This window comes from Caballeronia sp. LZ003 (assembly GCF_031451465.1).
GTDB lineage: Bacteria > Pseudomonadota > Gammaproteobacteria > Burkholderiales > Burkholderiaceae > Caballeronia.
The window spans coordinates 449,202-471,941 of sequence record NZ_JARUXJ010000002.1 but is presented as its reverse complement, the minus strand read 5'-3'; the positions used below and the strand labels follow the sequence as shown (position 1 = coordinate 471,941).

The window sequence follows — 22,740 nt, the reverse complement described above, 5'->3', positions numbered from 1 at the left end:
CCTGTCACAGACCTCCGTCACACTCGCGCCACACGAATTTTCGTCCGTCTCAAGTCGTCACGCTGACGAATCGCTTACGTATGGGAGTCACGCAATGAGCTTCGATCATCTGGACTCACAGCAGGTCCGGCGCTTTCAACGCAAGGTCACGCTGCTGTCCGCCGGAGGCACTTTCCTCGATGGCTTCGACTTGACGATCGTCGCCGTCGCGCTGCCTTCGGTGATCAAGCAGTGGCATCTCGGCGCGGGCGTGCAGAGTCTCGTGGTGTCGTCGGCGATCATCGGGGCCTTCATCGGCGCGGCCTGGCTGGGGCGGCTGACGGATCGCTTCGGCCGCAAGGCCATGTATGTCGTCGATCTGCTGGCGTTCGTGCTGTTCGCGCTCTTGACGGCCGTCTCACAGAGCGCGTGGCAACTCATCCTGTTTCGCTTCTTGCTGGGCGTGGGCATCGGCGCGGACTATCCTATCTCCGCCACGCTCGTCGCCGAATTCAGTTCGCGGCACAAGCGCGGACAGCACGGCACCTTTCTCGCGGCGATGTGGTTTGTCGGCGCGGTGGCCGCGTATGTCGTGGGGCTTGCGTGCCTGCCGCTCGGCGATAACGCATGGCGTTACATGCTGGGCGTGGGCGCCATCTTCGCGTTGGTCGTGTTCTTCTTTCGCATGACGCTGCCGGAATCGCCGCGCTGGCTGCAATCCAAAGGCCGTCACGAGGAAGCCGAAGCCGTCATGCTCGCGGTAACGGGCGAGCGTGTCGTGCTTGCGCGCGAGGTCGAGTCGAAGGGCAGTCTCGCATCGCTCTTTTCCAGGCCCATGCTGCGCCGTACAATCTTCGTGCTTGGCTTCTGGTTTTGTTATGCAACTGCTTATTACGGCATCTCCATGTACGCGCCGACCATCATCTCGCCGTTCTCGCATGGCTCGCGCGTGCTGACGATCATCGGGTCGGGTCTCATCGCCATTCTCGGGATGATCGGCGCGATCATCGGCATGAATCTGGTGGATCGCTGGGGACGCAGGCCGCTGCTGATCACGTCGTTTGCCGGGCTTTCCGCCGCGCTTCTCGTGCTCGCGCTCAACTCGAAGCCGACCTTCGGCTTTCTCGTCGTGCTGTTCAGTTGCGCGGTTCTGTTCGCCAATTCGGGCGGCGGCATTCTCAACTTCGTCTATCCGACCGAGCTCTTTCCGACGAACGTGCGTGCGGGCGCATCGGGTCTCGCGACTTCCGTAAGCCGCATCGGCTCGATTCTCGGCGTACTCGTGTTCCCCAATTTCGTCGCGTGGTGGGGCGCGAGTGCGGCGCTGTGGTTCTTCTTCGGCATCGCGCTCGCGGGCTTGCTGATCTCCGTGTGGCTCGCGCCTGAAACGCGCAATCTGAGCCTCGAACAACTGAACGCGCTCGAAGAAGGGAACAAAGGCAAGCGCGCGGCGAGTGCGTCGAACGCAGCCGATGATCTCGGCATGGTGCGACGCTGAGAGCACCGCTTAGTCGATGAGCGCGTCGTTCTCGTCATAGAACGGATAAGCACCGCCGTAATCGCCGATGAATGCCGTATGCGTGACGAGCCCTTCGCCCGCGACATAGCGATGCAACTGGAATGCGGGCGGTTCCATCACAAAGCGCGACGGGCCGCGTTTGCGCAAGTCGAGCGCGACTTGATGCGCGGTCGACGGACACACGCTCGCGATCGTGCCGGCAAAGCGCATTTGAATGGCGCGATGCACGTGCCCGCACAGTAGACGCTCGATCTGCGGATGACGCGCGACGATAGCCGCGAGCTTCGCTGCATCGGCGGCATCGAGCTTTTGCTCGTCCATATGCTCGATACCGCAATTGAACGGCGGATGATGCATGGCAAGCAAGGTCGGCTGCGCAGCGCTTCTTGCCAGCGTCTCTGCAATCCAGTCGAGCCGTTCATCGCACAGCCGGCCGCCTCCGTGTGGCGGGTCTTGCGAGTCCGCGACGACAATGCGTACGCCGCCTAGCTCGAACTCATACTGAACAAAACGCGCTTGGTCTCGCAGATACGCATGATCGCCGAATACCTCGCGCAGCGCTTCTCGTCCATCGTGATTACCGATGCAAAGGTAATACGGAATCGCAAGCGGATTCAGTAGCGTACGTAGATAGGCGTATTCCTCGGTATCGCCGAAATCCACGAGATCGCCCGTGATCAGCACGGCGTCGGGTCGCGGATCGAGTGCGTTGAGGTGCTCGATGCATCGGCTGAGATAGGCGGCGGTATCGACACGTCCATAGGCGAGCTTGCCGGGCCGCTTGATATGAAGATCGCTGATTTGCGCTAATAGCATGAGAGTCGACAGGCCGTGCGGGTGCAGGGTCCATGCGAAGAATGGGCTAATCAGCAGGATAGCGCGGACAGGTGGGTAGTGCGCGGGAAAACGCGAATGCGAACGCGCGCGATGCGCGTCCGCATGTTCCTCAATCAATGATGGTCGTGATCGTGATCGCGGTCGTCGTCGGCCCTGTAGAGCAGCGAGAGATCGACAGCATTGGCCATGGCCGCATAGCCCGCATCGTTGGGATGCAGATGATCGCCGCTGTCATACACTGCGCGAATGTCGATCGGATGCGCAGGATCGCGCAGCACCGCATCGAAATCCACGACCGCATCGAACGCGCGGCTCGTACGTATCCAGGCATTGACGGTCTGACGGATCGCTTCCTTTTGCTGCGTCCAGTAGCCTTGGTTCGGCGTGCCTTGCAGCGCGTTGTGGAACGGTGTCAGTGTGCCGCCCACGATCTTGATGCCGCGCAGATGAGTCCGCGCGATGATCTGCTTGTATCCGTCGATGATGTCCTGCGCCGGAACGAGTCCCGCCGTCGGGTCGAGCACGGTCTGAGGCCAGCCGATATCGTTGATGCCTTCGAGGAAGATCACTAGCTTGACGTTCGACTGGCTGAGGACATCGCGGTCATAGCGCGCGAGCGCACTGATGCCCGAGCCATCCTTGATCACGCGATTGCCGCTGATCCCCTGATTCAGCACGGCATAGCTGCGCCGCGCCGAGCCGCCATTCAGCCGTTGCGAGAGATCGTCGGGCCAGCGGCGGTTCGCATCGACGGTGGAGGCGTAGCCATCCGTGATCGAATCGCCGAAGGTCACGACGGCGGGTGTGTCGCGGTCGGTATCGATCAGCACGCCGGACAGAAAAAAGCGGTTTGTGTATTTTTGCGGAGAAGGTTGATCGGCCGTGGCGGTGTTGTCGCCACTCGATACATACGCGTTCTGCACGGCCAGTTGATGCACGGTTTGTGCTTGCGTGGCGTCGGGCAGGAAGAAGCTCACGGCAATGTCCGCGAACGGCGGCAGCTTGATATCTACCGGATCGCTGAGAATCGGCGCACCTGCATAAAGCGCGACCGTGGTCTTTCCGCCGAAGGTAAGCGTGCGATCGGAGTTCGGCGCGATCTTCGCGCCGCCGACGGATAACGCAATATGTACCGGTCCCACCGTTACTGGCGTCGTGCCGAACTCGTTGGTGAGACGCACGCGAACGCGGTCGCCGCCAACGCTCAAGTGCACGACCTGGCGAATGGTCGTCGACGCATTGAAGCTCTGCGGCGTGGTCAGGTTGTTATTGCGATCGGCACTTGCTGTCCATGTGGAGATCCATCCATCGTCGCGGCCGTCTCCTCGCGATGCCGAGACGTTCGGCGCGGCGAGAACGAAATACGCTGCGCATAGCAGCGCCATCGCGCGGCCAGCCGCGCGGAAGAACAGACGTTCGCTCATGGATGTCTCCGTTATTTATTTGACCATCCTGTAAGGATAGCCAAGTAAATATGGACGACGAATTGGACGATGTCACTATCGTATACCCCGCTGCTTGCGGGCGTGTCATGTGCTTTCGCGGTCGATGATCGTAAAGCCCGTGTCGATCTTCACGCGCGAGGAAACGGCGCCCGTGCGGCCCTGCAAAAAACGCGCGAGCAAGGTATCGGCCGCTTTCATGCCGATGGTCGCGCCATCCACACGTACCGTCGAGAGTGCAGGGTACACGTGCGCGGCGGTGCTCAAGTCGCCGAAGCCCATCACGGCGATATCGTCCGGTACGTTCAACTTGCGGCTGGCGGCTTCCGCGAGCACGCCCTGCGCGAGCGTGTCCGAACTGCATACGACGATGCGCGGCGGCCGTGCCTGCAACAGCTTTGCCGTGCCTTCTCGTCCTGCCTGCAACGTTGCCGGCGCGGGCATTATCTCGAACGCGGTGTTCCTGATTCCCTGTGCCGCGAGTTGCGCGATCAAACTCTTGCAGCGCCGCAAACCGCGTGGATCGTCCACGGACAACACGCCGAAGTCACGATAGCCCTTCGCGACGAGATGTTGCGCGACCTCTTTACCCACCTGTTCGTGCGAGAAACCGATGACCGTATCGATAGGTTTGCTCGTGAGATCCCATATCTCGACAACGGGTATGTTGGCCTTCACCAGCCGCGCGACGGTGGCCTTGCTGTGACTGGTGCCAGCGAGCACGATGCCATCCGGGCGGCGTCCGAGAATGGCTTCGACGAGCGCTTCCTCGCGCGAGATTGAATAAGCGGTCACGCCCAGCAACGTTTGATATCCCGATGCCGTCAGACGGTCCACCAGCGCCTGCACGGTGTCGGCGAAGATGGAGTTGGCAATGGTCGGCAACAGAATGGCCACGAGACGGCTCTTGCTGCTCGCCAATCCGCCAGCGAGCAGGTTGGGCACGTAACCCGTCGCGCGAACAGCGTCGAGCACCTTCTTCTGCGTGTCGCTGCGCACGAGTTCCGGCCGGTTCAGTGCGCGCGACACGGTCATCGGCGCGACGCCCGCCACGCGCGCGACATCGATAAGCGTCACGCTTTCCGCCGTCGCCTGAATGCCTTCGTCTTTCTTCGCCATATTTCCCCGACTTCGTTTGTTTCAAAGCGCCACGCTTCGGATTAGACCATGAAGGCCCACCGATCAAAGGCGTTCGCACCCATTCATTAAGCGTAAACCATGATGATTGCGCAATCAATAAAAATTGAATGATTGCGCAATCATTGTATGATCGACTCATCGCTCAAGGCTTCGAACTCGTCATTCAAGGAATCGGCACATGAACGCAACGTCTTCGCTTCTCGCAGGAACATCGAACGATTCAATCAGGTGGATTCGCGTCGCCTCCACGTTCTTGCCGCTCGCCAATCCCATCAGCGACGCCAAGGTGCTGACCGGCCGGCAGAAGCCGATGACCGAGATCGCCATTCTTTTCGTGGAGATCGAAACGGCCGATGGTCAACGCGGACTCGGCTTCAGCTATTCAAAACGCGCGGGCGGTCCGGGCCAGTTCGCGCATGCGAAGGAGATCGCGCCCGTGCTGATCGGCGAGGATCCGAGCGACATCGCGCGGCTGTGGGACAAGCTCGCGTGGGCGGGGGCGTCGGTGGGGCGCAGCGGCATGGCGGCGCAAGCCATCGGCGCGTTCGATGTCGCGCTGTGGGACCTGAAGGCAAAGCGCGCGAACCTCTCGCTTGCCAAGCTGCTGGGCGCACAACGCGAGTCGGTGCGCTGCTACAACACGTCGGGCGGTTTCCTGCATACGCCGCTCGATCAGTTGATGACCAACACCGACATATCGCGCGAAAAAGGCATCGGTGGCATCAAGCTCAAGGTGGGCCAGCCGGACTCGGCGCTCGACATTCATCGCGTGCAAACCGTGCGCAAGCATCTGGGCGATGCCTTCCCGCTCATGGTCGACGCCAACCAGCAATGGGACCGTCCGACCGCACAACGCATGTGCCGAACGTTCGAACAGTTCAATCTCGTCTGGATCGAGGAGCCGCTCGATTGCTACGACGCCGAAGGCCATGCAGCGCTCGCCACGCAATTCGATACACCGATCGCCACAGGCGAGATGCTAACGAGCGTGTCGGAGCACTGGGAGTTCATCCGGTTGCGCGGGGCGGATTATCTGATGCCGGATGCACCGCGCGTCGGCGGCATCACGCCGTTTCTTAAAGTCGCGACGCTCGCGGATCATGCGGGTCTCATGCTCGCGCCGCATTTCGCCATGGAACTGCATGTGCATCTCGCGGCAAGTTATGCACGCGAGCCGTGGGTCGAACATTTCGAATGGCTCGAACCGCTCTTCAACGAACGGCTCGAAACGCGCGATGGCCGCATGCTCGTGCCGACGCGTGCCGGTCTCGGTCTCACGCTCAGCGACCGCGTTGCGGGCTGGACCGCGCAGGAAGTGGAGATCGGCGCACGCGCCTGACGTTTCCATCGGCCAGAAAGAACGCTTTTCGACAGGAGTAGCGATGAAGGATTCCGCGGTTGCAAGCCCAGGCCTCGCGTCAGCGAGTGCGCCGGAGGTCGACAGATCGAGAGTCGCGATCAAGCCGATCATTCAGGTCGTCGCCGGCAATGCGCTGGAAATCTACGACTTCATGATTTACGGCTATTACGCGAGATACATCGCGCAGACGTACTTTCCGAGCGACAACGAATACATCTCGCTGATGATGTCGCTCATGACCTTCGCGTTCGGGTTTCTCGCGCGGCCCGTGGGCGCTATCGTGCTCGGCGCTTATACGGACCGTCATGGGCGCCGCAAGGGTCTCATTCTCGCGTTGTCGTTGATGTCGCTCGGCATCATCTCCGTGGCATGCACGCCTTCCTACGCGAGTATCGGTATCGCGGCGCCGATCATCGTCTTGCTTGGACGGCTGATGCAAGGGTTCTCCGCAGGCGCCGAACTCGGCGGCGTAGTGGTCTATCTCGCGGAGATCGCGCCGGCCAGACGCCGCGCGTTTTATACGTGCTGGCAAGCCGGCAGCCAGCAAATCTCCGTGATGGTGGCGTCGCTCGTCGGACTCGTTCTGCTTTACTGGCTGACGCAAGACGAACTGCACGCATGGGGATGGCGCGTGCCGCTTCTGCTCGGCTGCATGGTCATTCCCGTCATGTTCTGGCTGCGGTCGAGTCTTCAGGACACGTCGGTGTTCGCGGCCAGACAGCGCGCGCCGAAGATGTCCGAGATCTGCACGAGCCTGGTCTCGGACTGGCGCACCATCGTGCTGTGCATGGGCATGGTGTCGATGGCGACTGTGACTTCGCAGACCATCACCACTTACGCGCCGACCTTCATCAAGAGCCTGAATCTGGGCGCATCCGCGGGCTTCATCATTCTCTTCTTCGGCGGTTTGTCGGTGCTCGTCTGGCTGCCGATCATGGCGCTCGTGGCCGATCGCTTCAACCGTCGCACGGTGCTGATCGTCGTAACGTTGCTGGCCGCCGTCACCGCGTATCCGCTGATGTCATGGCTCGCCACGCATGCAACCGTGCTGAGGTTCGCGGTGGTCGAACTGTGGTTCTCGTTCATCTATGCAGCCTACAGCGCCGTTCAGGTCGCGGCCATGGTCGAACTCGTGCCGCCCAATGCGCGCACATCCGGCTATGCGTTCGCGCAGGCTATCGCAGCGGCCGTGCTGGGCGGCTTCACGCCCGCCATCCTCACATGGCTCACGCACACGTTTCATAGCAGCGCGATGGTCGGCGTGTGGCTCGCGATCAACGCGGCGATCAGCCTCGCGGCGGCGCTTTGCCTGAATCACGAGAAGACGGGAGCGCGGCAAAAGGTCGAGTTACACTGAACCTCCGACCTTGCTGGAGTAGCGACCCGCCATGCACATCGAGCCATTCAAGATTGCCGTTCCCGACGAAGCGATCGACGACCTGCGCCGCCGGCTACGCGATACCCGCTGGCCACCCATGACGCCATCCGAGTCTTGGAAACAAGGTATCGATATCGCGTGGCTGCGCGAACTCGTGCAGTACTGGACCGATACGTTCGACTGGCGCGCCGCCGAACGCGAGCTCAACCGGCAACCGCAATTCATTGCGGATGTGAACGGTCAGCGCGTGCACTTCGTGCATCGGCGGGGCGTGGGTCCAAAGCCGTATCCGGTCATCATCACGCACGGCTGGCCGGGATCGTTCTTCGAGTTTCATGCGCTGACGGAGATGCTGTGCGATCCCGCATCATTCGGAGCGGACCCGGCCGATTCCTTCGATGTCATCGTGCCGTCGCTGCCGGGCTTCGCGTTTTCCGCCGCGCCCGCGCAGCCCGGCACGTCCGCGTTTCAAGTCGCCGATATCTGGGCCGCGCTGATGCAAGGTCTAGGCTACGAGCGCTTCGGTGCGCAAGGCGGCGACCTGGGTTCGGCGGTATCGGTTGCGCTGGCGTTGCGGCATCGACGGCATGTCGATGGTATTCATCTCAACTTTCTGCCGGGCTCTTACGAACCATCCGTGGATCCGGCAAACGCGCCGATGAATGCTGCCGAACAAGACTTCGTGCGCGCGCGAAGCGAGTGGGTCGCACTAGAAGGCGCCTACGCGCACATGCACAGCACGAAGCCGCAGACGCTTGCTGCATCGCTCAACGATTCCCCCGTGGGACTCGCCGCGTGGATCTGCGAGAAATTCCGCGCATGGAGCGATTGCGACGGCGATGTGGAGCGCAGTTTCTCGAAGGACGAGTTGCTGACGAATCTCTCGCTCTACTGGCACACGCAGAGCATTGGCACGGCGGTGCAGATGTACTACGAAAACCGCCTGCAACCCATGCGTTTCGCTGCGGGTCAGCGCGTGTTGCCGCCAGTGGGTTACGCGCGCTTTCCCAAAGAATTGAGCCGGCCGCCGCGCGAATGGCTCGAACGTGTCTTCGATGTCGCGCAATGGACCGAGATGCCGCGCGGCGGCCACTTCGCCGCGATGGAAGAGCCCGAACTTCTTGCCGTCGAAATGCGCACGTTCTTCAGGCGCTTTCGTTAGTCATGCCGCGGCGGGCGCCGCTTCGTACAAGGTCAGCGTGAACGCCGCGATCTTGCAGACCGACGCGGTCAAGCCAAGATCGGTCACGACGCAACATTCAGCGTGATCGACCCGAGCGCGGCGCCGAGTGAGAAGCCGATACATATGAACCATGCATTGAGGGATAACGCGACAGGCGCACCGCGCAACCCCGCAACATGCCGAGCGCGAGCCAGCAGAGTGGCGTCAGAGAGACACCGGCGGGGAAGTAGCGTTCATGGCGGCGTCCGGCTTACGCGGCCCGTGCTTCGGCGCGATGGAACGGATAGTCGGTATAGCCAGCTTCGGTTCCGCCAAAGAACGTGGGACGGTCATACGCATTGAGCGGCCACCGATTACGAAGGCGTTCGGGCAAATCCGGATTGGCGATGAAGTCGCGTCCGAACGCCACTAGATCGGCATCGCCTGCTTGCAGGATGGCTTCGGCCGTCGGCCCCTTGAAGCCGCCCGCCGCGATGATGACGCCCTCGTAATGCTTGCGGATCAGTTGCGCGGCCACGGGTGCGGGGTCTTTGCTGTCGTCATCGACATTGCCGAGCACGCGCGGTTCGATCAAGTGCAGATACGCCAGATCGAGCTTCGACAATTCACGCGCCACGTAGGAGAAGAGCGCTTCGGGATTGCTGTCCGACATATCGCCCCACGTGCCGCTCGGCCCGAGGCGCACCGCGACGCGCTGGCTGCCCCACACGGAGATGACGGCGCGCGTGACCTCCAGCAGAAAGCGCGCGCGGTTTTCGAACGAGCCGCCGTAGATGTCGGTGCGCATGTTGCTGCCGTCTTGAAGGAACTGATCGAAGAGATAGCCGTTCGCGGCGTGCAGTTCGACACCATCGAAACCGGCTTTCTTGCCACGCTCCGCTGCCGTGCGGAAGCGCTCGACGAGTTGCGCGATTTCCGGACTGGTGAGCGCGCGGGCCGGGGTGTTGGGAATCCAGCCAGCTTCCGTATAAGCGACGCCGCCATGCAATACCGCCGACGGTGCCACCGGCGCGCCGCCATCCGGCTGCAACTGGCTATTGGACTGGCGGCCCGCGTGATAAAGCTGAAGGAAGATGCGGCCGCCTCTTTCATGCACGGCTTCCGTGACTTGCTTCCAGCCTTCGATCTGGCTGTCGTCGTGAAGGCCGGGCGCGCCGAGGTAGCCGTTGCCGTTCGGCGCGGCAATGGTCGCTTCGCTGATCAGGAAGCCGCCTTTCGACGTGCGTTGCGCATAGTACTCGGCCATCAACGGGCCGGGGATGGCGCCTTCCTCGGCACGCATGCGCGTGAGCGGCGCCAGCACGACGCGATGCGAAAACTCGTAGGGACCGACTCTGACGGCTGAATGAAGTTTGGACATGTTCTCTCTCCGGAATGCGGATGACCGTCGAATTCCTCGACGGCAGGTGTTAAGGCTTGAAGAGAGTGTATGAACCGGACGACATAAGAAAAATGGGCTAAGGTTCCGAATATATCGGACAAGAACTTCCTTAATCGGCGGATCGCGTCGCGCGAGTCGGCCAGTTCTTCGGGATACTCATGGACAGCCTAGGCGGCATTTCGATGTTCGTGCAAGTCGCTGAAACGCGCAGCTTCACGGAGACGGGACGGCAATTGGGCGTGTCGTCGTCGGCGGTGGGCAAGGGCATTGCACGCATGGAAGAGCGTCTCGGTGTGCGGCTTTTTCATCGCAGCACGCGCAGCATTACGCTGACCGCCGAGGGCGCGCTCTTTCTCGAACGTTGCAGGCGCATCCTCGGCGAAGTCGAAGCCGCCGAAGCCGAACTGTCCAATGCAGCGGGCAGCCCGCGCGGGCGTTTGCGAATCAGCACGCCGCAGTTGTCCGCGCTCATCATGCCCGCGCTGGACGGGTTCATGGCGAAGTATCCGGATATCGAAATCGATGTCGATTTGTCAGACCGTATGGTCGATATCATTGAGGAAGGCTTCGACACCGTGATCCGCACGGGCGCGCAGCACGATTCGCGGCTCGTTTCGCGGCGTCTTGGTTCATGCGGGCAAGTGATCGTCGCGTCACCCGGATATCTGAAGCAGCATGGCGTGCCGCGTCATCCGGCGGAACTCGTGAATCACGCATGCCTGCTGCATAAGTTTCCCGCCACCGGCAAGCTCGAACGCTGGCCGTTTCAGCTCGGCACGGCGGAAGCGGAGCCCGAGTTGCCGCAGACGTTCGTGAGCAACACTATCGAAGTGCTGGCGTTCCTGGCGCTGCAAGATAAAGGACTTATCTTCGTGCCAACCTTTCTCGTGCGCGATGCGCTTGCAAGCGGCGCGCTGCAAATCGTGCTGGACGATTACATCGATCAGACGGTGACATTCTGGATTCTCTGGCCGGCGACGCGTTATGCATCGCCGAAGCTGCGCGTGTTCATCGACTACATCAGCGAGCATTTGCGGATTGCTTAGTCTCTATCGCGAATGACATCCGCTTTCGAGCGTGTTCGATATCTCGTAAGCGCCACGTGAATCATGCGGATCGTATACGCTAGCTGTCATCGAACGTCTACGTCGAGGATAAGCGCATGATCAACCGCATCGAGACCGACTTGCTTGATATCGCTTATGAAGAGTCCGGGCCGACAGACGGCTGGCCCGTTGTGTTGCTGCATGGCTTTCCCTACGACATTCATTCATTCGATGAAGTCGCGCCGCTCCTCGTGGCACAAGGCGCGCGCGTCATCGTTCCTTATCTGCGTGGTTACGGTCCAACGCGCTTCCTTTCCGCCGATACCCCGCGTTCCGGTCAGCAAGCGGCGTTGGGCGCTGACCTGCTCGCATTGCTCGATGCGCTCGACATCGGGCGCGCAATGCTCGGCGGCTACGACTGGGGCGGACGCGCCGCGTGCATCGTCGCGGCGCTGCATCCCGAACGCGTCAGGGCGCTCGTCACGCTCAACGGCTACAACATTCAGGACATCGCGGCATCGGGCAAGCCGTCGTCGCCGGAAAACGAGCTTCGCTACTGGTATCAGTATTACTTTCATGGCGAGCGCGGCCGTGCCGGCCTGACCGCGAACCGCCGAGAACTCTGCCGCTTGCTGTGGACGCTATGGTCACCGAGCTGGCGCTTCGAAGACGACACTTACGCCGCGACGGCCGCATCGTTCGACAACGAAGACTTCATCGATGTCGTGATCCATTCGTATCGGCATCGCTATGGGCTCGTGAATGGCGATCCGCGTTACGACGCGCTCGAACAGCAACTCGCGAAGGCGCCGCCCATCTCCGTTCCCACGATCTCGTTCGACGGCGCGGACGACGGTGTCATGTCCACCGGCGGCACCGCGCATCACTCCGTGCATTTCAGCGGACCTTTTGAATATCGCGTCGTCGAAGGCGCGGGACACAACCTGCCGCAAGAAAAACCCAAGGCATTCGCCGATGCCTTACTAACGCTGCACGCGCAAACCTAACCCCTCGCCGTCGCCTCCGTTCAATCCGGTCCGCGCTCAATACACGGACCGCGCCTCCGCACGCCCGTCCCCTTTATCTCCGAGATCGTTACTAAGGGTAATCCCTCATTTGCCGATTATTTTTGAACCCGGCATCGTAAACGTATGTTGTCAACGATGTACATTTAAGTGCCCGGTGAAAGCGAAGCAACGCTTCGAACCGAAAACGCAGCGCTCAAAGGAGAAAAGCAGATGGCCAAGGAAATACTCGTAGCATTCGGCATCGACGTCGATGCGGTCGCCGGATGGCTCGGCTCATACGGCGGCGAAGACTCGCCCGACGACATCTCGCGCGGCCTCTTTGCGGGCGAAGTGGGCTCCATGCGCCTTCTCAAGCTCTTCGAGCGCGAGAAGATCAAGACCACATGGTTCATTCCCGGCCATTCGATCGAGACTTTTCCCACGCAGATGCAGGCGGTTGCGGACGCGGGCCACGAGATCGGCATCCACGGCTATAGCCACGAAAACCCAATCGCGATGACGCCGGAGCAGGAAGAAGCCGTGCTTGATCGCAGCATCGACCTGGTGACGAAACTCGCGGGCAAGCGGCCGACGGGCTACGTCGCGCCGTGGTGGGAGTTCAGTAACGTGACGAACGAGTTACTGGTGAAGAAGGGCATCAAGTACGACCACAGCCTGATGCACAACGACTACCACCCGTACTACGTGCGCGTCGGCGACAGCTGGACGAAGATCGACTACAGCAAGCATCCGGATACGTGGATGAAGCCGCTTTCGCGCGGACAGGAAACGAATCTCGTGGAGGTTCCCGCGAACTGGTATCTCGACGATCTCCCGCCGATGATGTTCATCAAGAAGGCGCCCAACAGTCACGGCTTCGTCAATCCGCGCGATATCGAGGAGATGTGGCGCGATCAATTCGACTGGGTGTACCGCGAGCACGACTACGCGGTGTTTCCCATCACCATCCATCCCGATGTATCCGGCCGCGCGCAAGTATTGCTCATGCTCGAACGTCTGATCGCGCATTTCCGCAAGCACGAAGGCGTGCGCTTTTGCACCTGCAATGAAATCGCCGACGACTTCCTGCGCCGCCAGCCACGCAAGTCCTGACCCTACCGATACGAGCCCATCCCATGACTCCTTCCGAGCTCAGCAAGAGCGCGCCGGCGAAAGCGAACCCGCTGTCGGCATCAAGTTTCAAACTCGAACAGATAACGCCCGGCGACGTAAAACGCGCAACCGTGGTCGCTTTTTTCGCGTGGGTGTTTGCCGTGTATGACTTCATCCTGTTCGGCACGCTCTTGCCCGAGATCGGCAAGCACTACAACTGGGACGCCGCCTCGCAAGCCGAAATCGCCACGCTGGTGGCAATCGGCACGGCGGTGATCGCCTTCGCCATCGGACCATTACTGGATCGTCTCGGCCGCAAGGCAGGGCTCTTGTGGACGGTGGCTGGCGCGGCGTTGTGCTCGGGACTGACGGTCGTGGGCGGCGCAATGGGTCAGTGGCCGCTCGTGTTCATCCGCGCACTCTCGGGTCTCGGTTATGCCGAGGAAACCGTCAACGCGACTTACCTCAACGAACTGTACTCGACCGCCAACGATCCGAAGCTCAATCGCAACAAGGGCTTCATTTATAGCCTCGTGCAAGGCGGCTGGCCTATTGGCGCGCTGATCGCATCCGGTCTTACGGCGCTCTTGTTGCCGCGTATCGGTTGGCAAGGGTGCTTCATCTTCGCGACGTTCCCGGCCATCGTCATCTTCTTCATGACGCGGCGTCTGAAGGAAAGCCCGCAATTCCTGCTACACAAGCGCATCAAACAGCTGCGCGAAGCCGGTCACGACGGCGAAGCGCGCAGTCTCGCGGGCACGCATTCGGTGGACTACGAGGAGCACAGCCGCGCAGGTCTTTCCGAAGCGTTTCGCGGCAGCGCATTGCGTGCGACGCTCGTGCTCGGCGGCGGCATTCTGCTGAACTGGTCCGCGATTCAGGTGTTCAGCGTGCTCGGCACGACGGTGCTCACTCGCGTGCATAACGTGTCGTTCGAAAGCTCGCTGCTGATTCTCGTGTTGTCGAACGTGATCGGCTATTGCGGTTATCTGAGTCACGGATGGATCGGCGACAAGATCGGCCGGCGCAACACGCTCGCCATCGGCTGGATGCTCGGCGGTCTGTCGTTCGCGGGCATGCTTTATGGTCCGAGCAGCCAGGGCGTGGTCGTCGCGCTCTATAGCCTCGGTCTCTTCTTGCTGATCGGACCGTATTCGGCGGCGCTGTTCTTCATCGGCGAAAGTTATCCGACGGCAATTCGCGGCACGGGCAGCTCGATCGTCCATGCAATGGGTCCCATCGGCGCGATCCTCGCGGGCGTCGGCGTCACCTCGATGCTCAATCACGGTAGCGACTGGCTGCACGCGGCGCTCTGGTTCGGCGCATTGCCGTGTTTCCTTTCCGGCGTGCTAATTATGTTCGCGCGTCATGTCGATCCCACCGAAATCAAGTAACTCCACTGGAGGTCTTTCGTGAAAGCAGCATTGGTAACGGGCGCGGCGAGCGGCATTGGGCAAGCGCTGGCCGTGGCATACGCGCAGATCGGCGTGGCCGTGGTCGGCGGATACTTTCCTGGCGATCCGCATGACCCGCAAGTCACGGCAGCCGAAGTCGAGAAGGCGGGCGGTCAGTGCGTGATGCACGCGGTGGACGTGACTTCCGCCGAGGAAGTCGAAGCCTTCGCGAACGAAGCGATCACGCGCTTCGGACGCATCGACTATGCGGTGGCGAATGCGGGCTTGCTGCGCGCATCGCCGCTCACGGAGATGAGCGACGAACAATGGCATCAGATGCTCGATGTCGATCTGTCCGGTGTCATGCGCACCTTCCGTGCGGCAGCGCGGCATATGACCGATGGCGGCGCGATGGTCGCGATATCGTCCATAGCGGGTGGCGTCTATGGATGGGAGAACCACACGCATTATTCCGCCGCGAAGTCGGGCGTGCCGGGACTATGCCGCGCAGTGGCGATGGAACTCGCGCCGCGCAACATCCGTTGTAATGCGGTCATTCCGGGCCTGATCGAAACGCCCCAATCGCTCGATGCAGTCAATTCGCTCGGCCCCGATGGCTTGCGCGAAGCCGCGAAGGGCATTCCGCTCGGACGCGTCGGCAGGCCGCAAGAAATTGCCGCGCTGATTCGCTATCTGACGAGCGACGACGCCTCCTACATCACCGGACAGTCGATCATCGCGGATGGCGGACTCACCGTGCGCTGGCCCGGCTGATTCTCACGCACAGGAACAACAGCACATGGCATCCTTTTCACTCGAAGGCCGTCGCGCGGTCGTGACCGGTGCGGCAAGCGGTATCGGCGCGGCAATTGCGCTCGCTTATGCGGAAGCGGGCGCGCGTCTCGTGCTCGCGGACCTCAACGAAACGCGTCTGGCCACACAAGCGGACGCATGCCGCGCGCTCGGCGTCACAGTGCAAACCGTGATCGCCGATGTCGGCGAAGAGGCGGGCGCGCACGGTATCGTGGATCGTTGTATCGAGGCTTATGGCGGCATCGACATTCTCGTGAACAATGCGGGCATGCTCACGCAGGCACGCTGCACGGACCTCACCACGTCAATGTGGGACGACATGATGCGCGTGGACTTACGCAGCGTGTTTCTCTGCTCGCGTCGCGCATTGCCTTCGATGACCGCGCAGCGCTGGGGACGCATCATCAACGTGGCGTCGCAGCTCGGCATCAAGGGCGGCGCGGAACTCACACATTACGCGGCGGCCAAGGCGGGCGTGATCGGCTTCACCAAATCGCTCGCGCTCGAAGCCGCGCCCGACAACGTGCTCGTCAACGCCATTGCGCCGGGGCCGATAGAGACACCGCTCGTCGATGGAATCAGCGCATCATGGAAGGAGATGAAGGCGAAAGAACTGCCGCTGCGCCGCTTCGGCCGCGCGGAAGAAGTTGCGCCCACAGCGGTCTTGCTCGCCTCCGACCCGGGCGGGAACCTGTTCGTCGGGCAGACGCTCGGACCGAATTCCGGCGACGTCATGCCTTAAGAGGGAGGTTTCATGTGCGGCATGTGCGGATTACTGGGCGGCGGACGGCACTGGTCGAACACGGTTTCGGCGGGCGCGGGCGTGAATGCGCGCGCGCAGCGCTATGCGCAGGTCGCGCATGCGAACCGCGTGCTCGAAACGTTTCGTCTGCGTCTTGCCGACTTTCACGGCCAATCGTTCGTACTCTCTTCGCCGACCGGCGCGCAATTGATGATCGAAGACTTCATGCAGATATGGAAGGCCGCGGAAAGCATGCTCGGGCGTCCGCTCGATCCGCTGACACTTTTCGCCGATGACGAGACCGCGCCATGAGCCTTGCCTACGATGTGATTCCGGTGATCGTCGTGACGGGCTTTCTCGGCAGCGGTAAATCGACCTTGCTTGCAGATGTCCTCAAGGGCGATGCCGCGCGCGATACGGCCGTGCTCGTCAACGAATTCGGCGAAGTCGGGCTGGACCATTTGTTGATCGGCAAGGTGGAAATGGAGACCGTGCTGCTCGACAACGGTTGCGTGTGCTGCGCCATTCGCGGCGAGTTGAAGGACGCGCTTGCGCACCTGTTCTCACGACGCGCACGCGGTGAAGTGCCGCCGTTCTCGCGTGTGGTGCTGGAAACGACGGGGCTTGCCACACCCGCGCCGATCATGGCGACCTTGCTCGGCGATCGCGTGGTATCGAGTCATTATTCGATCGCGTCGGTCGTCACCGTGGTCGATGCCGTCAACGCGCGTCAGCAACGCGAGCGGCATTCCGAATGGCTCGCGCAAGTGGCGGCTGCGGACCGTCTACTCATCAGCAAGACGGACCTCGTGGATGAAGCTCACGTCGCGGCACTCGAAGCCGAACTCGAACGCGTGAATCCGGCCGCGAGCATGGTGCGCCGTACCGTTCACGACGATGCATCCGCGGTGCTCGGCCTTGCAGCGCATGTGCCGGATTTCGCGGACTTCGTGCGTCGCACGGGCATGACATCGAACGCACGACGTGACGATGGCGAGCGTCCATTGGCGCGTCTTTCGCAACACCGGGAGAACCTCTCGACGCTGACTTCCTTCTCTATCGATTTCGACGAGGCACCCGACTGGCCCGTGTTCACGTTATGGTTCACCATGCTGCTCAACCGTCACGGTGATAACATCCTGCGCGTCAAGGGACTGCTCGCCATTCGCGGCGAGTCCCAACCGGTCGTGCTGCATGCCGTGCATCATCTCGTGCATCCCGTATTGCATCTCGACGCTTGGCCTGGCGGCGCGCCGCTTTCGCGACTCGTGTTCATAGCGGAAGGACTGGATCGCGACGCAGTGGCTGCTTCCTACCGGCGCTTTTGCCGGCACCTCGAGACAGAAGCCATAGATTGAATCCCGTCCGCTCGAATCTCTCCGGTCCACAAGCGCCCGCCGTGCATCCGTCGAAGGTCGAGCTGCGCGTGCTCGGCACATCCGTCACGCTACAGGAACATCTGCGCAAGCGCGCGGAGCAGGACCTTGGTATCAAACTGCGCTTCATCGTCGATGACGGTTCGAGTGTGCAGCGCGAAGGCGTGATGCACCCGGACCGCTACGAACTCTACGATCAATGGTTTCATAGCATCGAATGCCTGTGGCCCGCGCATGCGTTGCAGCCTATCGATGTCGCGCGCATTCGTCGTTGGGACGAGGTCAACACACTTGCGCGCACCGGACATACCGGACGCAATTTGAGCAATGGCGTGGGCTGCGTGCCCGCCGACCGCCTCTTCGTGCAGACGGACGGATCGCTTGCGCGCAAGCCGAGTAAACGCATCAGCATGCTGCCGCTCACGCACAATGCAGACAGCTTCGTCTACCTCGAAGATGCCATGCCGCCTTCGCTTCTTGCAGGCGAGGAAAGCTGGGCATGGCTGCTTGCGCCCGAACTTGCGGGACGCGTGGCGCTGCAGGCGGATGCGGCCATCGGCGCGATCGATGCCGCGCTGGCGGTGCAAGCCTGCGGGCTGATGCGCTTCGAGGATATCGGCAACCTGAGTATCGAAGAGATCGATGCGTTGATCGCCACGCTCATCGACTTCAAACGGCGCGGTCATTTCGCGGGCTTCTGGTCGAGCTTCGCCGAAGCCGCGCAATTGATGATCGCGGGCAAGGTCGTGATTCAAAGCATCTGGTCGCCGGCGACGGTCGAACTGGAACGCGCCGGTTTGCGCTTTCGGCTCGCGCGGCCGCGTGAGGGGTATCGTGCTTGGTTCGGCGGTATCGGTATATCGCGGCTCGCGCATGGACGCATGCTCGATGCCTCCTACGAATATCTCAACTGGTGGCTCGAAGGATGGGCAGGCGCGACCATGGCGCGTCAGGGCTTTTATATCTCGAACCCGGAGCGTTCGCGCGAGCACATGAGCGACGCGGAATGGGCGTACTGGTACGATGGCAGGGAAGCGCCCAAGGACCTTCCCGGCCCGACGCGCAAGCATCTCGTGCCTGCCGGACAGATGCGCGACGGCGGCAATTACGTCTCGCGCATGAGCCGGGTCGCCGTGTGGGACTCGGTGATGGACGAGCATAACTATCTCGTACGCCGCTGGACCGAATTCATGCGGTCCTGACAGCGAAGTTCGTTCAACGATGACAAGACGCGCAAGCGCTTCCCGAACCACCGCTCCTCTCGCAGACGCAGAGGACACGGCAGACGCATCGATGGCATCGGTCGACTCTATCGAACCGGACAGCCGTCTGCGCTACCGGTTGATTCACGATCATCTCAAGACCGCGATTGCACTCGGCAATATCGCGCCGGGTCTCGTGCTGCTCGAAGGTCCCGTCGCGCGTATCTTCGGCACGAGCCGCGTGCCGGTGAGAAAGGCCTTTGAGATGCTACATGCGGGCGGCCTATTGCATACCTTCGACGGACGCGGTTATCTCGTGGCGCATCCCGATGGCGGCGTGCCGGAGCCGCTACGTGCGCCGCTTTCCGAAGATGCGCTCGGCTTCGACCGCCCGCCCGAGCCGCTCGACATTCCCTCGAATAGCGAGCGCATTTACGACGCGCTCGAAGGCGTGATTTCGCTTGGCATCGTGTTCGGACATTTTCGGATCGACGAAAGCGACGCGGCCGAAGCGTTCGGCGTGAGTCGCGGCACGGTGCGTGAGGCGCTCAACCGTTTGCGCGATCGCGGGTTGGTGGAGAAGTCGGCGTATTCGCATTGGCTATGTGGGCCGCTTACCGCGCGTGCCGTGGCGGAAGACTACGAGTTGCGCGTGTTGCTCGAACCTGCTGCGCTGCTGGCAAGCGCGCCTTCGTTGTCACGCGCGCAACTGGAAGCGGCGCTGGTTGAGATCGAGCGTGCGATTGCGCTGCCCGATTCCGTCGATGCCGCAGCGCTCTATCGCATCGAAACCACGCTGCACGACAGCTTGCTGAGTTTTTCGCGCAACCGCAAATTACGCGCGGCCATCGGTCATGCGCACATGCCGCTCATCGTGAATCATGCCTTTTACGATGCCTTCAATCTGCATCCGGAAGCGGGTATGTTGAGCGAACATCGCGAGGTCGTTCGTCTTCTTCTGAAGGGCAATGCGCAGGCTGCCGCCGATGCGCTCACGCAACATCTTCGCGCCGGACAGAAGCGCACGCTGCAGCGCTTGAAAGTGCTGGCGGTCTTGCCCGATCCCGACTTGCCGGCGTATATGCAACGCATCGCCTGATAGTCACGTGACAAGCGCGCCGCTGTGCGATGATGCGACGTATAGCCCGAAGGAGCCCGAGCGTGCGTCGAATGCCTCTTGGCGGTTGCATCGTTGCTGGCGTTCTTGCGAGCGTGGCCATGCCTCGGGTCGCGTTTGCGCAGTCGGCCGCGGATCAGGTCGCGGGCGTCCGGCTCGGCTCGGGCTATGCGCAACTGCTGAATCTCGCCGCCACGCCGGATATCAATTCCGCTCACTTCGACCTCTCCAATGCGGGCATCAAGCCCACCATCGACATCTTTCGCGTGCCGTATGAGTCGAAGCTCGCCACGATCACACCCGGAAGCGATATCTTCTGGCGTGTTTCAGCGGGCTATCTTTCCAATCGCGCGACCTTGCCAGTGGATTCGCCATCGCCCGGAGCGGGCAGTATCGGAAGCAAATGGTCCGCTTTCAGCCTGGGCGGCGGCGTAGTGTTGCGCCAGAAGCTCGGCTATGGCTTCACACTCACGCCCGCCATCGATGCCGGACTCGCGCGCCTCATCAACGGCGCCAGCTACGAAGGCTCCGCGAAGCCGCTGAGTTCACTCACCGATGGTGTGCTCTTCAACTGGCATACGAATGCATGGCTCGTCACGCCGAACGCCGGCATCGAATGGATGCGTGAGCAGGACGAGCAAAGCCTCAGCGTCAAGGCACATATTGCATGGTCGTGGATCTCGACCTTCGATGAATCGCCGGGACTCGAGGGCTTTCGGGAAACCGCAGGCGTGTACTCGCTGCGTGTGGAATATGCACGGCCGACATCGCTCAGCGTGTTCGAGCGCAGGCTCGACTGGTTCGTGCGCAGCGGCTACGGCGGCTTCTTCGGCGCGAACCGAAGTGCGCTCGGCTTTTCCACTGTTGCCGAAGTTGGCCTCGGCTTGCTGACTCCGTTGAGCGCCAAAGCTCAGGGTGGAACCAGCGTGAAACTAGGCGTGAGCTATTTGTTCGGACCAAACATCCGGGGTTGGTCGGCAAGCCTGGGCCTGCAGTACTGAACAAAAAAAAGCGCACGGCGCAATGCCGTGCGCTCCGGCAGCAAAGGGCGGGGGTTGGAGGAGTCCACCCATCGATGCCTGCAAAGCGGACGAGAAACAACCTCTATCCGCAACCGTTGACGGCTCCATGACGAGAGCCATCACTCGCCACACTACAGCACGGCATTCGCAGCATAAATCGCTCTGTCTGAACACACATGACACGGCGCGCGAACAATCGCGCAGAGCCTTGTCCGGCCGAAGCTTGCGCACGTTCCGTTTTTCATATTCCGGTTGCGACTATTGAAAACGCTTGACCAATAAGATTGTATACGTAATCTAAACGCCTTTAGACGATGGTTGACATCCAAACGAGCCGGACGGGACACGTCTTCCCGAGCGGCGCTCGGCGGACGATCCCAATTCTCTTGAGGTGAACGCAGGTGGATACGAAAGCAAAACTCGATGACGAGGCAGAGGCGGGGCAAAGCCATCGTCCGCCAGCCCGGCGCCGCACCGCCACGTGGATCGCCATTGCAGCCATGCTGGCCATAGGCGGCGGATGGTTCTACATCAACCATCGCAATGCCGGAAGCACCGCAAGTGTGCAAGCCGCACCGCCTCGTCATGACGTGACCGTGAGCAAGCCAGTGGTGCGCGACCTCGATACGCGCTTAGGGTTTCTCGGTCAGTTCTCGGCTGTGGATCAGGTCGAGCTTCGCGCGCAAGTGGGCGGAACGCTCACGGGCATCCACTTCAAGGATGGCGATGTCGTCCGCAAAGGCGATCTGCTCTTCACTATCGATTCCGTGCCGTACGAGATTCGGCTCTCTCAGGCAAAGGCGCAGCAGCAGACCGCGCAAGCGCGTCTCGTGCTTGCGAAGCAGGAACTGGAGCGCGCGCAGGAGTTGCAGCGAGGCGATGCCGGCACGCGGCAAAGCGTCGAACAACGCACTTCCGAACTGCATGGCGCAGAGGCCGCGTTGGACGATGCCGCCGCGCAGATTCGCGACGCGCGCTTCGATCTCGATCACTGCAAGATCTTCGCGCCGTTCACGGGACGCATTGGCAGGCATCTGGTGTCGGCGGGCAATCTGATCGCGGGCAGCCGCGCGGCGACGAGCCCCACCACGCTGCTCGCCACGCTCGTTTCGCTCGATCCCATCTATCTCGACTTTGACATGAGCGAGTCTGACTTTCAGTCGTTCTCACGCTATCGCGCGGATACGAAAGGGCCGCTTGCGAACAGGGTCGAGCTGGCCTCCGGCGAGGGCACGGACGCGGACTATTCGCGTCAGGGCACGCTCGACTTCCTCGATAACGTGATCGACCGCGCGAGCGGCACCATTCATGCACGCGCCACCGTGCCGAACGCCGACTTGCGGCTCACGCCCGGCGAGTTCTCGCGCGTGCGGCTTGCCGTGGCGCATCCCGCGGCGACCTTGCTGGTGCCGGATGCATCCGTGTTGCCGGATCAATCCGAGCATGTCGTGATGACCGTTGCAAACGACGGCACCGTCACGCCCAAGCGTGTGGAGATCGGCGAGATGCGCGGCGGCTTGCGCGTGATCCGTGCGGGACTGACACGCGATGATCGCGTGATCGTGGATGGTCTGCCATTCGCCGCGCCCGGCTCGAAGGTGACTACGCGCGACGGTACCGTCCGCTATGAAGCGAACGACGCGCAGACGACGCGGACCACGCAGACAGCGCAATCGAAATAGCGGAACG

At 61.6% G+C, this 22,740-nt stretch carries 20 protein-coding genes; 16 read left to right on the top strand and 4 right to left on the bottom strand.

Features of this window, described 5'->3' with window-relative positions:
- Positions 1-94: 94 nt before the first annotated feature.
- Positions 95-1,477 (top strand): MFS transporter, encoded by a 1,383-nt coding sequence (locus tag QCE79_RS16795; RefSeq protein ID WP_309846146.1) that lies wholly within the window; start codon positions 95-97, stop codon positions 1,475-1,477.
- A 9-nt stretch (positions 1,478-1,486) separates the two neighbouring features.
- Here QCE79_RS16795 and QCE79_RS16790 read toward each other — a convergent pair whose 3' ends face one another.
- The 3 genes from QCE79_RS16790 to QCE79_RS16780 all read right to left on the bottom strand — a co-directional run bounded on the left by QCE79_RS16790 (position 1,487) and on the right by QCE79_RS16780 (position 4,896).
- Positions 1,487-2,314, bottom strand: coding sequence for a phosphodiesterase (locus QCE79_RS16790; RefSeq protein WP_250509175.1), 828 nt, complete (start codon positions 2,312-2,314; stop codon positions 1,487-1,489).
- Between the two features lie 134 nt (positions 2,315-2,448).
- Positions 2,449-3,759 carry an SGNH/GDSL hydrolase family protein gene (locus QCE79_RS16785; protein WP_309846140.1) on the bottom strand — a complete coding sequence of 437 codons (1,311 nt, stop codon included), beginning with the start codon at positions 3,757-3,759 and terminating at the stop codon, positions 2,449-2,451.
- 105 nt (positions 3,760-3,864) lie between these two features.
- A complete protein-coding gene (locus QCE79_RS16780; protein ID WP_309846137.1) occupies positions 3,865-4,896 on the bottom strand; it encodes a LacI family DNA-binding transcriptional regulator in 1,032 nt (343 codons plus the stop codon).
- Between the two features lie 199 nt (positions 4,897-5,095).
- Here QCE79_RS16780 and QCE79_RS16775 point away from each other — a divergent pair, with 199 nt between their 5' ends.
- From QCE79_RS16775 to QCE79_RS16765, 3 genes are read left to right on the top strand one after another with little or no spacing between them, the layout of a single operon-like run.
- On the top strand, positions 5,096-6,256 hold the full coding sequence (locus tag QCE79_RS16775) for an L-talarate/galactarate dehydratase (protein ID WP_250509172.1): 1,161 nt from the start codon (positions 5,096-5,098) through the stop codon (positions 6,254-6,256).
- A gap of 43 nt (positions 6,257-6,299) precedes the next feature.
- Positions 6,300-7,634 carry a tricarballylate/proton symporter TcuC gene (tcuC, locus tag QCE79_RS16770; protein WP_309846135.1) on the top strand — a complete coding sequence of 445 codons (1,335 nt, stop codon included), beginning with the start codon at positions 6,300-6,302 and terminating at the stop codon, positions 7,632-7,634.
- A 31-nt stretch (positions 7,635-7,665) separates the two neighbouring features.
- A complete protein-coding gene (locus QCE79_RS16765) occupies positions 7,666-8,817 on the top strand; it encodes an epoxide hydrolase (RefSeq protein WP_309846132.1) in 1,152 nt (383 codons plus the stop codon).
- Positions 8,818-9,088: 271 nt separating this feature from the next.
- Here the strand turns inward: QCE79_RS16765 and QCE79_RS16760 are convergent, their stop codons facing one another.
- The gene (locus QCE79_RS16760) at positions 9,089-10,198 is read right to left on the bottom strand and encodes an alkene reductase (protein ID WP_309846129.1); all 1,110 of its coding nucleotides are present in this window, start codon (positions 10,196-10,198) and stop codon (positions 9,089-9,091) included.
- Between the two features lie 179 nt (positions 10,199-10,377).
- Between QCE79_RS16760 and QCE79_RS16755 the strand changes: the two genes are divergently transcribed.
- The 12 genes from QCE79_RS16755 (at position 10,378) to QCE79_RS16700 (ending at position 22,733) form a co-directional block, all read left to right on the top strand.
- On the top strand, positions 10,378-11,265 hold the full coding sequence (locus QCE79_RS16755; protein WP_309846127.1) for a LysR substrate-binding domain-containing protein: 888 nt from the start codon (positions 10,378-10,380) through the stop codon (positions 11,263-11,265).
- Positions 11,266-11,381: 116 nt separating this feature from the next.
- Positions 11,382-12,272: an alpha/beta fold hydrolase gene (locus QCE79_RS16750; RefSeq protein WP_250509168.1), complete on the top strand. Its 891-nt coding sequence runs from the start codon at positions 11,382-11,384 to the stop codon at positions 12,270-12,272.
- A 231-nt stretch (positions 12,273-12,503) separates the two neighbouring features.
- Positions 12,504-13,385: a polysaccharide deacetylase gene (locus tag QCE79_RS16745; RefSeq protein ID WP_309846124.1), complete on the top strand. Its 882-nt coding sequence runs from the start codon at positions 12,504-12,506 to the stop codon at positions 13,383-13,385.
- 23 nt (positions 13,386-13,408) lie between these two features.
- The gene (locus QCE79_RS16740; protein ID WP_309846120.1) at positions 13,409-14,779 is read left to right on the top strand and encodes an MFS transporter; all 1,371 of its coding nucleotides are present in this window, start codon (positions 13,409-13,411) and stop codon (positions 14,777-14,779) included.
- Between the two features lie 18 nt (positions 14,780-14,797).
- Positions 14,798-15,553, top strand: a complete 756-nt coding sequence (locus QCE79_RS16735; RefSeq protein WP_244831739.1) for an SDR family NAD(P)-dependent oxidoreductase — start codon at positions 14,798-14,800, stop codon at positions 15,551-15,553.
- A 25-nt stretch (positions 15,554-15,578) separates the two neighbouring features.
- The gene (locus tag QCE79_RS16730; RefSeq protein ID WP_250509166.1) at positions 15,579-16,334 is read left to right on the top strand and encodes an SDR family NAD(P)-dependent oxidoreductase; all 756 of its coding nucleotides are present in this window, start codon (positions 15,579-15,581) and stop codon (positions 16,332-16,334) included.
- A 12-nt stretch (positions 16,335-16,346) separates the two neighbouring features.
- Complete coding sequence (locus QCE79_RS16725; protein WP_244831737.1) at positions 16,347-16,646, top strand: hypothetical protein; 300 nt, start codon at positions 16,347-16,349, stop codon at positions 16,644-16,646.
- Positions 16,643-17,692, top strand: coding sequence for a GTP-binding protein (locus QCE79_RS16720; RefSeq protein WP_309846116.1), 1,050 nt, complete (start codon positions 16,643-16,645; stop codon positions 17,690-17,692). The genes QCE79_RS16725 and QCE79_RS16720 overlap by 4 nt, the downstream gene beginning before the upstream one ends.
- 41 nt (positions 17,693-17,733) lie before the next feature.
- Complete coding sequence (locus QCE79_RS16715; protein ID WP_404989379.1) at positions 17,734-18,912, top strand: PotD/PotF family extracellular solute-binding protein; 1,179 nt, start codon at positions 17,734-17,736, stop codon at positions 18,910-18,912.
- Positions 18,913-19,003: 91 nt separating this feature from the next.
- Positions 19,004-20,011: a GntR family transcriptional regulator gene (locus tag QCE79_RS16710; RefSeq protein WP_250469667.1), complete on the top strand. Its 1,008-nt coding sequence runs from the start codon at positions 19,004-19,006 to the stop codon at positions 20,009-20,011.
- Positions 20,012-20,073: 62 nt separating this feature from the next.
- Complete coding sequence (locus QCE79_RS16705; RefSeq protein ID WP_309846114.1) at positions 20,074-21,030, top strand: hypothetical protein; 957 nt, start codon at positions 20,074-20,076, stop codon at positions 21,028-21,030.
- Positions 21,031-21,452: 422 nt separating this feature from the next.
- On the top strand, positions 21,453-22,733 hold the full coding sequence (locus QCE79_RS16700; protein WP_309846112.1) for an efflux RND transporter periplasmic adaptor subunit: 1,281 nt from the start codon (positions 21,453-21,455) through the stop codon (positions 22,731-22,733).
- Positions 22,734-22,740 lie beyond the last annotated feature (7 nt).